Genomic DNA, 14,446 nt, shown 5'->3' with positions numbered 1-14,446 from the left:
ACAAAAAAAGATCTGCAAAAATTTTGCAGATCTTTTTTTGTTTAGTATTGAGATGTGAGATATGAGATTTGAGAAATTGGAAAGAATTTCATGTACACGTTTAGTGTTTAAAATATTAAGATGCGAGATTTGAGAGGTATTTCTACTATCTCAATACTCACATCTCAATTCTCAAATCTCCTTAAACCTTGTAATACTCCTCCCATCCTTTTGCTGGTGGTGGTCCGTAAAGCATTTCATTCGCGAAGCGGTCATTAGTGATCTGTTTGGTTTTAGGGTCGAACTCAATTCTGTTATTCATTTTTTGGGTGATGACCCCAAGACAGAATACTTGGCTGAGTGGTCCGGCGATTTCAAAGGATGATCTGGTCTTCTCCGTTCCTTTGCAGGCATTCAGGAAATTTGCAAAATGGTTAGACGGGCTTGATGGAACTTCTGGGAGTTTGGAAGCCATGTCCTTCGCTTTGGTTTCCGGAATGATCGATAAGGTGCTGGCGTGGGAACCTCCTTTGAAAATTAAATCTTTGGAATAGATGATTTTTCCAGGGTTTAGTTTTGCGGGTTCAATTTTTCCAGTGCTTGGCGGTGGGATGTTGGGGTCCAAACCAGAGACGCCATATCCTTCAGGGATCTGTGGGAGGTTCGTAAGTCCATCATACCAGTTGATATCCACAGCAGGCATATTCTTTCTTTTTGGAAAATGGAAGTTCATTGTGGAAGACATCGGGAAGAAATACGAGTTGTGCCCTTCCAAAGATTTTGCCTCGACAACTGTTGGCAAGCCTAGTTCTAGGAATTCATGGGCAGTATCTAGGATATGAGCTCCCCAATCGCCTAAAGCTCCCATTCCAAAGTCAAACCAACAGCGCCATTGTCCATTGACAAAGTCTTTGTTGTAATGATGGCCTAAGGTCTGCATTTGCCAGATTTCCCAATCTAGGGTCTCCGGTATCCTCTCAGGATAGGGAAAGCCTGTAGGGTTGGGATCCCAGCCGTGCCATCTCCTAGGGCTGTTCATGTGCGCATCGATTCGTGTGACATCTTTGATGATGCCAGCATCTTTCCATGCCTTGAACTGGAAGTAATTCGCCTCAGAGTGACCTTGGTTACCCATTTGGGTTGCTAGCTTAGGGTTTTTCTTGGCTTTTTGCATCATGAGCTCTACCTCGTTGAAAGTCCTTGCCATGGGTTTTTCCACATAGACATGCTTTCCTTGGTCGAGTGCTTGCATGGTAATGGCAAAATGGGCAAAGTCAGGCGTACCGATGGCTACAGCATCGAATTGGTTGCCCATCTCATCAAACATTTTCCGGAAATCTTGGTATCGTGGAGCATTGGGGAACATCTTGATGATTTCCTGGGTTTGTTTAGCACCCATGTCCACATCACAAAGCGCGACAATATTGCATTGTCCGGTCTTGTAAAGCTCCTTAATGATCTCGTTGGCTCTATTTCCTATTCCTACGCAGGCCAGATTAACCCTTTCATTGGGACTAGCGAGCTTTACTTTGCCCAGAACGCTGTTGGAAAGCAAGACAGCACCGCCTGCCATAATGGATTTGCTAATAAAGCTCCTGCGTGATAAATAATGGTTCATATTTATTGACAGCTTATGGTTATTTAGTTTTGTTGATTTTAATCGATCGGAATGAAACTTCATCGCCATGGTCCTGAAGAAGGATGTGTCCTTCAGAAGCTTCCCCGAACTTATCCCAGTCCTTGTATTTGCTGATAGCCACCAAATCCTTGAACTCCTTTGATCCCCGTACATAGGATAATACTTTGACCCCGTTTAGGTAGTAGGTGACTTGGTTGTCCTTGTCTACCACTACGCGTCCGCGGTTCCATTCGCCTATAGGTCTTGTGGCACCACGGCCTTTATCGGATGTAATAAGATCATAAAGAGAGGCGATGGTACGATTTCCATCTCTTCCTAATTTTGCATCAGGATGCTTGGCATCATCGAGAATCTGGTATTCCAGTCCGATTGCAGATCCTGAAGTTTTCTCGGCAAGGGTGACAAAGTATTTTACACCGCTATTTGCACCGGGTGTTAGTTTAAATTCAAAAGAAAGGTCAAATACACTGTATTTATCTTTTGTGATGATATCGCCACCATTGGTTGATTCCCCACCATCGGACTTTTGGACTTTTATGATTCCGTCCTTGATGGCCCAACCTTTTTCTGGGAAACTTTCTCCTTTCACACTTCTCCATCCATCGGAGTTCTTGCCGTTGAATAGAAGTGTGGTTCCATTCTTTTGCTCCGTAGGACTTAATGAATTGGGAGTCAGATTCACGATATATTGGCCTTTTGGATAGGGGCTAGGTTTCAGATATTCAGTTTTGATTTTAATGTTTTTAAAATAAACCTTTTTTCCGTCTAATTCAGCAGGGATGCTGTGGACTTGCAAACCAATAAATCCAGAAGCATCAACGGTATCCACAACATAAGCTGCAGGAACCCCATTTACCCAAGAACGTAGTTCATTGCCGATGGCTTCAATCCGGATATGGTTAAATTCATCTTTTTTGTAAGCTGACTTTGAAGGCTCGTTTAAATCTAATGGATAGATCCAGCCCCTTCTGCCTTCATCATAGACGCCGCCTGCCCAAGCACGTGCGGAAGGGTCGATTTCGATCTGACGGCCATATACTCTTCCTTTTCCGTTGTTGGCATTGGGGTCGATATGGCTTCGGGTTTGAATCCCTGAATTGGTCTTGTCACCTTCGAGTTTGATGTCGAGTTCAAGGATAAAGTCGCCAAACTCTTTTTCCGTGATCAGGAAGGAGTTGGGGGTCCCTTTCGTCATTCTTCCGACAATGGCTCCGTCTTCAACGGTATATGGGGCAGCTCCACCTGCGGATTTCCAACCGGCTAGGGTTTTGCCGTCAAACAAAGGTTTGAATCCTTTGCTGTCCGCGGATTGCGCATATCCTTGGGCGGATAATAATAGGGCAAGCCCTAGTGAGGAGATGGATTTGATTATTGTTCTTCTTTTCATTGATTGATTTTTAATGGTATTCAACATATAGATTTTTCTTATTCTGCTTTTGGACCTAATACTGTTCCTTCATCAGGTACGATGAGCGGTTTTTCATTTCTTTCGGCACCCGGATACCCAATGTTTTGGTTGATGATCCCTTTTAAGTTTGTATTGATTGCACTAGCAGGGACTGGCCAAAGGATATGGTGGACTGAAATTTTGTATTCTGCCCATTTATGTTTCACTCCTTTGTTGTAGAAATTGCTTTTTGAAACCACTCGGTCATACCAGAAGTTGACTCCAGTTTGCTTGATATTGGAATTTGTGCCACCAGGGCCACTGATGTTTTCTAAGTTGTAAACTCGCCCTCCAAAAATTTCACAAGGTTTTCTGGTCTTTGCGTAGGTGTATGATATCCTCACCAGTTCAAGATGTCTGTTTTCTTCATAATACAGCTCTCTTGCACGTTCGTCCAAGATTTCACCGATATTCACCTCGCCAGCTTGGAGTGGAGTAGCCCCAGCTCTTGTTCTTACTTCATTCAGTGCAGTTGCAGCCATTCCAGGTTGGTTTTTCCAGTAATATGATTCAGCTAAAAGTAAATAAACTTCTGCAGAGCGATATACATACCATGGGGTTTCACCGCCAGTCCATGTAGAGCTCAATGGATCTGGTACAAAAACCTTGTAATGTGGCCAAGAGAACCAAAGACGAATAGTGTCTTCAGGACTCATGCTAGGACTTTTGACGAAGTTCTTTCCATACCATTGGCTGCCTTTAGCTTTGAGGTCAGGACTGTTGTATTTCAGATCTTCCATACGCTTCCAGCTGTTCATGTTATGGATTCCGCGAAGGTCATTCTTTTCTTTATCCGCCCTCCAAATTGAATTACTGAAATACCAAGTAGGTCTCAACCTGCCAATTCCTCTACCATAAGATTTATTAAGATCCATGGAAGGGTCTGTTTCACCGGGTGCAAGGTTGATATTGGTTCCCGTTTGTCCATCTGGAGTTTTGATGTTCCCGTTGTTCCAAAAAGGTACGGCATTACGCATGGTTTCAATTTTTGCCGATCCTTCAGCTTCTGGATAGGCGACCACATACATTAAACCTTCTGTATTGCTCATGTCTAGTTTTGCTTCTACGCTGTGCAAGTCAAACATCAAATTTGTATTTGGTCGGTTTTGGTTTACTGTAAACCTGTTTCTCATTAAGGGGTGTTTGGCGACTACTTCATTTCCTACCTTGATAGCAAGGTCAAAATCTTCCAAAGCCATGGCTACTTTCATCAAAAGAATACCACAAGCAGCTTTTGAGGTCCTTCCACGGTCAACTATTTCAGGGACCCATTGATATGCGAATTCCAAGTCTTTTTTCAATCTCTTCAAAATACTCCATCTGTCATAAGAGTAGAAATCGTATTTCGGTTCATTGATTTCCCAATCTAGAAAAGGGACATCTCCAAATTGATGGACTAATTTATAATAGCGGTAAGCACGTTGGAAATAGGCAGCTCCGAGGATAGCGTTCTTTTCTGCATCATCCTTGAAAGTTGCATTGTCGATTCTGGAAATTACCGTATTTGCATATTTAATTCCCTTATAGGATTCATACCAATACCAGCCAACACGCGTATTGTTTTCATGGTTGAGCTGTGCATCTGGAAGGAGCGCAATGTCCATGTTCATCTGCGGGCCTGCTTTATCTGTTGTTCCCTCCACAGCAACATCAGATTGGATGATTTCTGTAAGGATTGGGGCACCATCACCGAAGAATTCATGGCGCATATTCCGCTCACAAGCCGTTAATGCAGAGTATAGGCCTTCAGGAGTGGAAAGGGCAACTTCAGGTGCATAGAAGGAAAGCGGTTGAGGTTTTAGCCAATCTTTGCTACAACTTTCCATCAAGGTGATAGAAGCAGTACCGAATAAGCCGATATATAAAAGTTTTTTATAAGTTTTCATGGTCAATAGGTTATAGTGAGAAATTAAGGCTTAGGTTGTAAGTTCTAGGGACAGGGAATCCTTCGGGATCTCCAAATTCCCAATGTGGAGCCCACATGGCTGCATTCCTTACAGAGGCTGAAATCCTTAGGTTACGGATGCTTGCTTTCTCCAAGATGTTGGATGGCACCAAATAAGAAAGGGAAATGTTCTCTAACCTTACAAAGGATTTGTTGATGTAATTTGTTCCGATGTTCTTTGAACCAATTCTCGCATAGTCATCGATCGGGTTTTCTGCTGTCCAACGCGGCATAACATAATCGGTAGTACGGTCAGCGAAGTTGCTGTTATTTGCTGCACGATTAAATCCGTCAGTTTGACCCCAGTTGGAGTAAATGAATACAGATAGGTTGAAGTTTTTATAATTGAAGTCATTCCTCCAAGACCAACGGAAGCGTGGTGTTTTGTATCTTTGGAAGATACGGTCGGCATCAGTCATCACGCCATCTCCATTTTGGTCTAAGTATTTGAAGTCGCCGGGTTGCAATCCGAATTTGTCGGCTTCATCCACTTCATTTTGTTGCCAGACTCCTAGTCTTTCATAATCCCAAATTCTGTCTGGATCTTGGCCAATGAACCATCTGTTTTTAATGTCATCTGCTTCCTTTTGTCCAATAACATTTCCTGCATCGTCCTTAATGTCTACCATATCCCCATATAGGGTTACTATTTTTCTGCGGTTGAGCATGAAAATGAAATTAGAGGACCAGTTGAAGGTTTCTTTTTGAATGATATTTCCAGTTAAGCTAACATCGATACCATGGCTTTTCAGTTCACCTAAATTGGCTGCTACGCTACTGAATCCGATGATTTCAGGTAATTCGCGATCTACTAAAAGATCATGGGTTGTTGCGGTGTATAAGTCAATAGCTCCGGATAAACGGTTTTTGAACATCGCGAAGTCTAAACCTAGGTTATAAGAGGCTTTATTTTCCCATTTTAAGCCAAGGTTAGCCATTCGGTTTACATATAGTTGGGAGCCTAGGTAAATATTTCCTTTTGAATCGATGTAAGGATGTAAGCCTGAGGTCATATCCGAAAGCGCATCATATTGCGGGATATCACGATTACCATTTCTACCCCAGGTTAATCTTAGTTTTCCGTAATCTAACCATGATTTTGTTCCCTCCATGAATTTCTCATTGGTGAAGTTCCATGCAAATGCCAATGCTGGAAAAGTTGCCCTTGGGTTTTGGGATCCAAATGCGGAATAACCATCACGACGTACGGAAGCCGTGAAAAGATAGGTATCCTTGAAAGAGTAGAATAAACGGCCCATGAGAGCATCTCCGGTGCGGTAGGTATCATCACTTTCATTGAGAGGCACTGTTCCTGCTTGGATTCTGTGCCAACCTAAGATATCGCTAGGGACAAAGTTGGATGCTGTAGCTTTAGTTCTCCAGTACTGTCCTTTTTCAGCATTTTGCAATAGAGTAACTTCGAAATTGTGGTCTCCAAATGCTTTTTTCCAACGAAGGACATTATCTATTTGCCAATTATAAGTTCTAAAAAAGGAACGTTCGGCTGTTCCACCCTTGGCTGCCCATTCTGGATTTAAAGAAGAATCATGGTTATAGTATTCTCTCCAGATAAATGATGGAGTGAAGTTGGATTGGATTTCAAATCCATAAGGCAAGGTAATCACGCCATATAAAGTTGCATTTAAGGTGTTGTAGCGATCCACCCGGTCTCTGAACATATTGTCAAAGAATGGATTGACTGGTGTAACATCGCCAGTCGGTAATCTTTGGTAGAGGCTATTAGGATCACCAATATTATCAGAACCATAAGGCGGGATAATTGCTGATTGTCCCCAATCCGCTTGAAGGAAACCTTCGTTTCTAGCGGCGAAATTCGCATTGGTTCCTACTTTCAGGAAATTAGTGATCTTGGACTCGAGGTTAATTCTTGTTCTAAAGTTCTTGAATCTATTTCCTACGATAAACCCTTTTCGATCTACATGGTTTAGGGAGAAATAGTAGTTTAGGTTGTCTGTTTTATTGGAAATACTGGCCGTATAATCTTGTTGGATTCCTTTGTGAAAAACAAGGTCTTGCCAGTTTGTTTCCTTTCCGATCAGATAGTTTTCAATCTCCGGGGATCTCATTTCTAGCCTAGCCAACCAGGAACGGATTAATTGTTCTTCAGTTACGGTCGTTGCAGGATCTTTTTGATCGTAGTTGTACCAAGCCAATTGGTCTACATTCGATAATTTTCGTGGATCTACAAACATCTCAGGGTATTTGTCGTGGTAATCTTGAGCTCTCTTGCCCATTTCGTAGTCATAGCGATAAGCCAGGAATTCCTGTCCGTTCATGACTTTAGGCATATAGGAGTTTTCCACGAAGCCAAAATTGCCATTTAGGGTAATAGTTGGCTTTCCTGAAGCTCCACGTTTTGTTGTGATCAAAACAACCCCATTTGCCGCCCTGGCTCCATAGACAGCAGTAGCGCTGGCATCTTTAAGGATATCAATGGAAGCAATATCATTAGGGTTGATGTCGGCAAAGGTTCCATCAAAGATGACCCCATCCACAACGTTTAATGGGCTGGCACCAGCTTTTAGAGTTCCTCTTCCTCTGACCAAAAGATCAGCATCGCCCTTGGCTGTATTTCCTTGACTGATTACAATACCTGCGGCATTCCCTCTTAAAAGGTCTTGAACCGATCTTGGCGCTTCTTTTTCAAGCTTCTCGGCTTGTACAGAAGCTACAGCCCCTGTTAGGTCTTTTCTTTTTTGAGTGCCATAACCTACCACCACGACTTCATCAAGATCTTCGGCTTTAGGTTGCAGGGTAATTTGAAGGTCTTGGCTGTTGATGTTGACGGTTTGGCTGTTGAAACCTGTGTGGGTAATGGTCAAGGTTCCTCTGTTGCCGTCTGTTAATTCAAGTTCGAATTTTCCGTCTCCATCTGAAAGGGTTCCATTTTTAGTCCCTGACTGCATGATGCTGGCCCCTTCAACAGGCATTCCATCGGTTGATTTTACAGTCCCTCGTATGAGGTTTTGGTTTTGTTGAGAAAAACAGGGAGCTGCCGAGAGCAGAATCATCCCAAAAGAGAATAGGATGAGTAAAACGTACTGTTTTGTCATAATTTAAAGAGTTTAAGGTTTACATTGCATTTTCACCTTCAAAAGCTGTTTAGATAGGCCTTCGAAGCGGTAAATGTTGTTAGATAATGATTGATGTATTCTGGTTTATAACACAATTATAACCAATAAATTACCTGAGATTGCTAAACCGATATATCTTTATTTACGAAAACGTTATAGTTGAAAAGTGCTACTGTTTTGGTGGGTTTGTTGTTGGTTATCAGTGTTTTGACGGGTTGTTTGCCTGCTTTGTTGACCATCTCAAAAAATCAGGGGATTTCAGGAATTCACAATTGGGTGCCTCTCTTATTCTAAAAATAATTATATTGTGGAATCAACTTACCCATTATAAACAATTTATGCTATTACTAGGGATTGACTTAGGGACTTCATTTATTAAAGTTTCTGTGTTGGATGCACAGACTGGGAAACGAATAGTTTCTGCCCAATATCCGGAAACCGAATCTGAAATCATATCACAACAAAAGGGTTGGGCTGAACAAGATCCCGATCTTTGGTGGCAGAATACCAAGAAAGCCATATTGAAAGCCAATGCAAGCGGACAGTATGACCCTAAGGATATTGCTGCAATTGGGATTGCCTATCAGATGCATGGTCTGGTTGTGGTCGATAAGGAACAAAATGTTCTCCGCAATTCCATTATTTGGTGTGATAGTCGGGCAGTGGAAATTGGAAATGAAGCTTTTCAATCGTTAGAACCCCAAGGATTTCTAAAATCTCATCTTAATTCTCCTGGTAATTTTACAGCGTCTAAGCTCTCTTGGGTTAAGAACAATGAACCTGCTCTGTACGAAAAGGTGCATAAGTTCATGCTTCCGGGCGACTTTCTTTGTATGTGCTTGACCAAGCAGATCAATTCTAATCCGAGTTCTATTTCTGAAGGGATATTATGGGATTTTGAAAAAGATGCCTTATCGGATACCTTGTTGGATTATTATGGAATTGACCAAGCTTTAGTTCCTGATGTGCAGCCTATTTTTTCGAATTACGGTTCTATCGATAAAGGGGTTGCCGCAGAATTAGGGCTCTCTGAAAAGGCTATTGTGAGCTATAAAGCGGGCGATCAGCCCAACAATGCACTCTCCTTAGGGGTGATTGATGCAGGCGAAGTAGCAGCTACGGCTGGGACCTCGGGTGTGATCTATGCGGTAGCCGACCATTTGATATTTGATAAACAATCGAGGGTAAATAGCTTTGCCCACGTCAACCATAGTAAAGACCAAAGTAATATTGGCGTTCTGTTGTGCATTAATGGGACCGGAATACAGAATAGCTGGATTAAAAAATTGACTGCCCAAGGTCTAGATTACGATCAGATTAACCAAAAGGCAGCTGATATAGCTATTGGTTCTGAAGGCATCGTTGTTTTACCATTTGGTAATGGCGCTGAGCGGATGCTGAACAATAAAACCGTTAATGGACATATTGAAAACCTTGATTTTGTGAGGCATGATGCGGCGCATATCTGGCGAGCAGTCCAAGAAGGCATTGCCCATTCTTTTCGATATGGACTGGATATCATTAAGGAAAATGAAATCCATCCAACGGTCATCAAAGCCGGTTATGCCAATATGTTCTTGAGTCCCGTGTTTCAGCAGTCCTTTGCAGGAGTGACCAATGTACCTGTCGAGCTGTATGAGAATGATGGAAGTGTGGGAGCGGCTTTGGGAGCAGGGATTGGTGCTCAGGTTTATAAAGATAAAAAAGAGGCATTCTCAGGTTTGAAAAAGATAAAGACCATCGAGCCTCAGGACAAAGAAACCTATAATGAGCTCTATGCGAATTGGAAGGAAAGTTTACTACAGAAATTATAATCAACTATAAATATGAAAGTTTTAATTGGAGAAAAAGAGTATTTTAAGAACATCGGGCAAATCAAATACGAAGGTTTAGATTCCGATAATCCATTGGCATTTCGTTGGTATGACGCAAAAAAGGTCATTGGCGGAAAGACGATGGAAGAGCATTTTAAATTTGCATGTGCCTACTGGCACTCATTCAATGGAAATGGAGCGGATCCTTTTGGTGGGCAGACCCACTTCTTTCCTTGGGATGAGAAATCAAAGGCGCTTGACCGTGCAAAAGATAAGATGGATGCAGCTTTTGAGTTCATGACGAAATTGCAATTGCCGTATTATTGTTTCCATGATGTCGATCTAGTAGATTATGGAAATGACGTCAATGAGAATGACTCGAATCTGGCAGCTATTGCAGAATACGCCAAAGAGAAGCAAAAAGAAAGCGGAATTAAGTTGCTGTGGGGTACTGCTAACCTTTTCAGCCATCATCGTTATATGAATGGTGCTTCAACCAACCCTGATTTCCATGTATTGGCACATGCAGGAGCACAAGTAAAAGCAGCTTTGGATGCTACGATTGCGTTGAAAGGTGAGAACTATGTGTTCTGGGGTGGTAGAGAAGGATATATGTCTTTATTGAATACCAACATGAAACGCGAACAGGAGCATTTGGCAAAATTCTTACACATGTCAAAAGATTACGCGCGCAAGAACGGTTTCACAGGAACATTCTTTATTGAACCAAAACCATGTGAGCCAACAAAGCACCAATATGATTATGACTCGGCAACTGTGATCAGTTTCTTAAGGCAATATGATCTATTGGAAGATTTTAAATTGAATATTGAAGTAAACCATGCCACATTAGCTGGCCATACCTTCCAACATGAACTACAAGTAGCTGCAGATGCAGGTATGTTAGGTTCAATCGATGCTAACCGTGGAGATTATCAAAATGGATGGGATACCGACCAATTCCCAAATGACCTTAATGAATTGACAGAAGCTATGTTGATTATTTTGGAAGCAGGAGGCTTGCAAGGAGGAGGTGTGAACTTTGATGCTAAGATCAGAAGGAATTCAACTGACCCAGAAGATTTGTTCTATGCTCATATCGGCGGTATGGATGCCTTTGCGAGAGCATTGGTTACTGCAGATAACATCCTTCAGAAATCTGATTTCAAGAAAATCCGAAAAGATCGTTATGTAAGTTTTGACAACGGAAAAGGAGCGGAGTACGAGCAAGGGAAACTGACTTTGGAAGATTTGAGAACCTATGCAGTTGAGAACGGAGAACCTGAAATGAGAAGTGGAAAACAGGAATTCTTGGAGAATTTAGTCAATCGTTATATTTAGTCGATCGAATTGATAAGATAATTTTCATTGGATATGAGTGGATTACGTGTTTAAAGGCTTTTTTTGATAAATATTTCAAATTTTTGTTTGTGTATTAATTATTAAAAACCTATTTTTGTACCACTTTGAAGATGAGGGCAACCTTATCAATTCGAATTCCTGAATAGCTCAGTTGGTTAGAGCATCTGACTGTTAATCAGAGGGTCGCTGGTTCGAGCCCAGCTTCAGGAGCAAAAATAAAACAGCCGGCCAATCGCCGGCATTTTTTTTATAACATAATTTATATCCATGAGTTTAGTAATCGTTGGAACAGTTGCTTTCGATGCCATTGAAACCCCATTTGGCAAAACCGATAAAATCGTTGGTGGAGCAGCTACATTTGCTGGATTAGCAGCATCTTATCTATTCCCAGATGTTAAATTAATTTCTGTTATTGGAGAAGACTTTGGAGATGATAACTTAAACATCATCAAATCAAGAGGAATCAATGTGGAAGGCGTGGAAGTGATCCCTGGAGGGAAATCTTTCTTTTGGTCTGGAAAATACCATAATGATATGAACAGCCGCGATACCTTGATCACCGAGTTGAACGTACTGGCAGACTTTGACCCGAAGATCCCTGCATCCTACCAAGATTGTGAGTATTTATTGTTGGGTAACTTGACTCCAGCAGTACAGATGGCTACCTTGAACCGTTTGGAAAATAAACCTAAGCTGGTTGTTTTGGATACCATGAACTTCTGGATGGACGTAGCATTGGATGAATTGAAAGAGGTGTTGAAGAAAGTTGATGTCTTGACGATCAACGATGCTGAAGCAAGACAATTGTCTGGTGAATACTCTTTGGTTAAAGCTGCTGAGAAAATTCTTCAAATGGGACCTCAATACCTCATCATCAAAAAAGGAGAGCACGGAGCATTGTTGTTTGGAGAAGGTCAGGTCTTTTCAGCACCAGCATTGCCATTAGCCGATGTATTTGATCCAACAGGGGCTGGAGATTCATTTGCAGGTGGTTTTATTGGATATTTAGCAAAGCTACAGTCCATTAATTTTGCAAACATGAAGAATGCGATTATTTTCGGATCTGCTTTAGCTTCTTTTTGTGTAGAGAAATTTGGAACGGAAAGATTACAGAATCTAAGCAATGAAGAAATATCGAACCGTATACAAGAGTTTGTGAAACTTTCAAAATTCGAGATAAGCGAATAAGCTTATCTCGAATTTCTTTAAGCTCCCTTTGCGACATTTAAAATTGTACAAAGGGTCTACGGCTTAATTTGAATAAACCTTTAATAATATTTTTTCGGATGTTTTAAAGAGATTAATTCTCTTTGAATTTATATGCAGTAAGTGTCTTTTTCATTGACTTCCTTGCTACATGTATCCTTGTTTTTACTGTTCCTATTGGAATCTGCAGATGGTCAGATATTTCATGGTATTTATAACCTTCAAAATACATGGTGAACGGGATGTAATATTCATCGGATAATTTGGATAGCGCATAGTTGATATCCTCCATGATGAACTTGTTTTCACCATTGTTTTTTGCTGCAGAAACAACAAGGTTAATTTGTGAGATTTCTTCCTCCTTCGTGATAAAGGAATTGGTTTTTACGACGCGACGGTAATTATTGATAAAGGTGTTCTTCATAATGGTATAAAGCCAACCTTTCAAATTGGTTCCATCCCTGAAGTTCTTAAAGTACGTGACTGCCTTGAGTAAGGTGTCTTGTACTAAGTCGTTAGCATCTTCGTGATCACGGGTGAAGTTTCTGGCGTAACTTCGAAGTGATTCTGAATGCTTAACAACTAGTGAGTTAAATTCGATCTTGTTCATACAATTAGCGATTATAGTATAGTTAAATGATGCGATGTTTCCAGGCAAGTGCCTGATTTAAGCTGAACAACCGAAAAAATTATTAAGCCATAATATTTCTACGGTACACTATACAATTCTTGTGCAGTAAATTAATAAAATTGTGGATATCGATATTTTAGCAGAAGGAATTTTCGCGACACGAAAGTGGAATAAAATCGTGTAACTGCTTTTATTGTATTATAATCGATGATTATTGTTTTATAATAAAAAAAATATCGGAGTCAAGAAAATGTGGAAAACTTTTATAGTATGTTGACTTCCCTTTCCAAAACAACAGCAAACTGTGTATTCACATCGTCCACAATAGTAGACGATACTTCAAATATTTCATTACCAGTTGCTTTTCCAATGTTTGTGAGAACCAAAGCTTGATTTTTCCACACAGCCACCTGGCCAACCGTTTTTCCTTTCCATCCACACTGTTCAATCAGCCAGCCAGCCGCCAGCTTTTCATGGTCTTGGTCCATGGTATAATGTACGATTTGGGGAAATTGTTTTTGAAGTTCTAAAAACTGTGATTTTGGGATAATTGGGTTCTTGAAAAAGCTGCCAGCATTGCCAATAGTTGATGGGTCTGGAAGCTTTTCTACGCGTATATAAGATACCACCTCAGCTACATCTTTGATGCTTGGGTTGCTGATGCCTCTCTTTTCCAATTCGCTTTCAATGGCGCCATAACTCGTATTGATCTTGCCAAATAGTTCAAGCTTGTAAGTAACACTGCAGATAATGAATCTGCCTTTATATTCCCTCTTGAAAATACTGTCCCGATATGAGAATTGACAATCTTGGTTGTTGAAAGTGATGAATTCACCAGTTTTGCAATTAAATGCTCGGCAAGAATAAAAGATATGCATCAGTTCCTGACCATAAGCACCTATGTTTTGGATAGGGGATGCACCAACCGTTCCAGGGATCAGGGCCATGTTCTCCAGACCAGGGAAATCATGCTCGATACAATACCATACGAGATCATTCCACACTTCTCCACCGGCTGCAGTGACGAATACATTATTGCCTTCAATAAAGTGCTGTATCCCTTTATTAGCTACATGGACGATCAATCCCGGATAATCTTTGGTGAATAGAACATTACTTCCACCACCTAAGATGAAAAATTCATTTTCGAATGCTCCTGCAGAAAATAAGTCTTTTAAAACCTGCTCATCCTCTACCTGAATATATTGATTTGCTATGGCCTCAATACCGAAAGTATTCAGGTTTTTTAGGGATTTATTCTCTTGAGTAGCGTTTTTCATTTTTTTGACCGAATCCTTTAAAAGTTCGAAAAATTAATCTATCTTAGT

The 14,446-nt window shown here is 41.0% G+C and carries 9 protein-coding genes and 1 tRNA gene; 4 read left to right on the top strand and 6 right to left on the bottom strand.

The features are described from left to right. Positions 1 to 181: 181 nt before the first annotated feature. The 4 genes from CKW03_RS14905 to CKW03_RS14890 are packed head-to-tail and all read right to left on the bottom strand — an operon-like array spanning position 182 to position 8,084. Positions 182 to 1,597, bottom strand: a complete 1,416-nt coding sequence (locus CKW03_RS14905) for a Gfo/Idh/MocA family oxidoreductase (RefSeq protein WP_093098306.1) — start codon at positions 1,595 to 1,597, stop codon at positions 182 to 184. Positions 1,598 to 1,616: 19 nt separating this feature from the next. Next, positions 1,617 to 3,005 (bottom strand): 3-keto-disaccharide hydrolase, encoded by a 1,389-nt coding sequence (locus CKW03_RS14900; RefSeq protein WP_093098505.1) that lies wholly within the window; start codon positions 3,003 to 3,005, stop codon positions 1,617 to 1,619. 38 nt (positions 3,006 to 3,043) lie between these two features. Next, a complete protein-coding gene (locus tag CKW03_RS14895) occupies positions 3,044 to 4,951 on the bottom strand; it encodes a RagB/SusD family nutrient uptake outer membrane protein (RefSeq protein ID WP_093098304.1) in 1,908 nt (635 codons plus the stop codon). Positions 4,952 to 4,961: 10 nt separating this feature from the next. Next, positions 4,962 to 8,084: a SusC/RagA family TonB-linked outer membrane protein gene (locus CKW03_RS14890; protein WP_197700941.1), complete on the bottom strand. Its 3,123-nt coding sequence runs from the start codon at positions 8,082 to 8,084 to the stop codon at positions 4,962 to 4,964. Between the two features lie 359 nt (positions 8,085 to 8,443). Here CKW03_RS14890 and CKW03_RS14885 point away from each other — a divergent pair, with 359 nt between their 5' ends. From CKW03_RS14885 to CKW03_RS14870, 4 genes are all read left to right on the top strand, one after another. Continuing rightward, the gene (locus tag CKW03_RS14885; protein ID WP_093098301.1) at positions 8,444 to 9,919 is read left to right on the top strand and encodes a xylulokinase; all 1,476 of its coding nucleotides are present in this window, start codon (positions 8,444 to 8,446) and stop codon (positions 9,917 to 9,919) included. A 12-nt stretch (positions 9,920 to 9,931) separates the two neighbouring features. Continuing rightward, positions 9,932 to 11,260 (top strand): xylose isomerase, encoded by a 1,329-nt coding sequence (gene xylA / locus CKW03_RS14880; RefSeq protein WP_093098300.1) that lies wholly within the window; start codon positions 9,932 to 9,934, stop codon positions 11,258 to 11,260. A 157-nt stretch (positions 11,261 to 11,417) separates the two neighbouring features. Further along, a tRNA-Asn gene (locus CKW03_RS14875) sits at positions 11,418 to 11,491 on the top strand. A 57-nt stretch (positions 11,492 to 11,548) separates the two neighbouring features. After that, positions 11,549 to 12,469, top strand: coding sequence for a PfkB family carbohydrate kinase (locus CKW03_RS14870; RefSeq protein WP_093098298.1), 921 nt, complete (start codon positions 11,549 to 11,551; stop codon positions 12,467 to 12,469). 112 nt (positions 12,470 to 12,581) lie between these two features. On the opposite strand, the gene CKW03_RS14865 is transcribed toward CKW03_RS14870, so the two are convergent. Both CKW03_RS14865 and murB read right to left on the bottom strand, forming a co-directional pair. Next, positions 12,582 to 13,097, bottom strand: coding sequence for an RNA polymerase sigma factor (locus CKW03_RS14865; protein ID WP_093098297.1), 516 nt, complete (start codon positions 13,095 to 13,097; stop codon positions 12,582 to 12,584). A 284-nt stretch (positions 13,098 to 13,381) separates the two neighbouring features. Next, positions 13,382 to 14,398 carry a UDP-N-acetylmuramate dehydrogenase gene (murB, locus tag CKW03_RS14860; RefSeq protein WP_093098295.1) on the bottom strand — a complete coding sequence of 339 codons (1,017 nt, stop codon included), beginning with the start codon at positions 14,396 to 14,398 and terminating at the stop codon, positions 13,382 to 13,384. Positions 14,399 to 14,446 lie beyond the last annotated feature (48 nt).

The organism is Sphingobacterium mizutaii, assembly GCF_900187125.1.
Classification (GTDB): Bacteria; Bacteroidota; Bacteroidia; order Sphingobacteriales; family Sphingobacteriaceae; genus Sphingobacterium; species Sphingobacterium mizutaii.
This window is presented reverse-complemented; position numbering and strand designations above follow the sequence as displayed.

Bases quoted from the DNA above. Each gene is read 5' to 3' on its own strand.
- CKW03_RS14905 (WP_093098306.1), bottom strand. From the start codon at position 1,597: ATGAACCATTATTTATCACGCAGGAGCTTTATTAGCAAATCCATTATG.
- CKW03_RS14900 (WP_093098505.1), bottom strand. From the start codon at position 3,005: ATGAAAAGAAGAACAATAATCAAATCCATCTCCTCACTAGGGCTTGCC.
- CKW03_RS14895 (WP_093098304.1), bottom strand. From the start codon at position 4,951: ATGAAAACTTATAAAAAACTTTTATATATCGGCTTATTCGGTACTGCT.
- CKW03_RS14890 (WP_197700941.1), bottom strand. From the start codon at position 8,084: ATGACAAAACAGTACGTTTTACTCATCCTATTCTCTTTTGGGATGATT.
- CKW03_RS14885 (WP_093098301.1), top strand. From the start codon at position 8,444: ATGCTATTACTAGGGATTGACTTAGGGACTTCATTTATTAAAGTTTCT.
- xylA (WP_093098300.1), top strand. From the start codon at position 9,932: ATGAAAGTTTTAATTGGAGAAAAAGAGTATTTTAAGAACATCGGGCAA.
- CKW03_RS14870 (WP_093098298.1), top strand. From the start codon at position 11,549: ATGAGTTTAGTAATCGTTGGAACAGTTGCTTTCGATGCCATTGAAACC.
- CKW03_RS14865 (WP_093098297.1), bottom strand. From the start codon at position 13,097: ATGAACAAGATCGAATTTAACTCACTAGTTGTTAAGCATTCAGAATCA.
- murB (WP_093098295.1), bottom strand. From the start codon at position 14,398: ATGAAAAACGCTACTCAAGAGAATAAATCCCTAAAAAACCTGAATACT.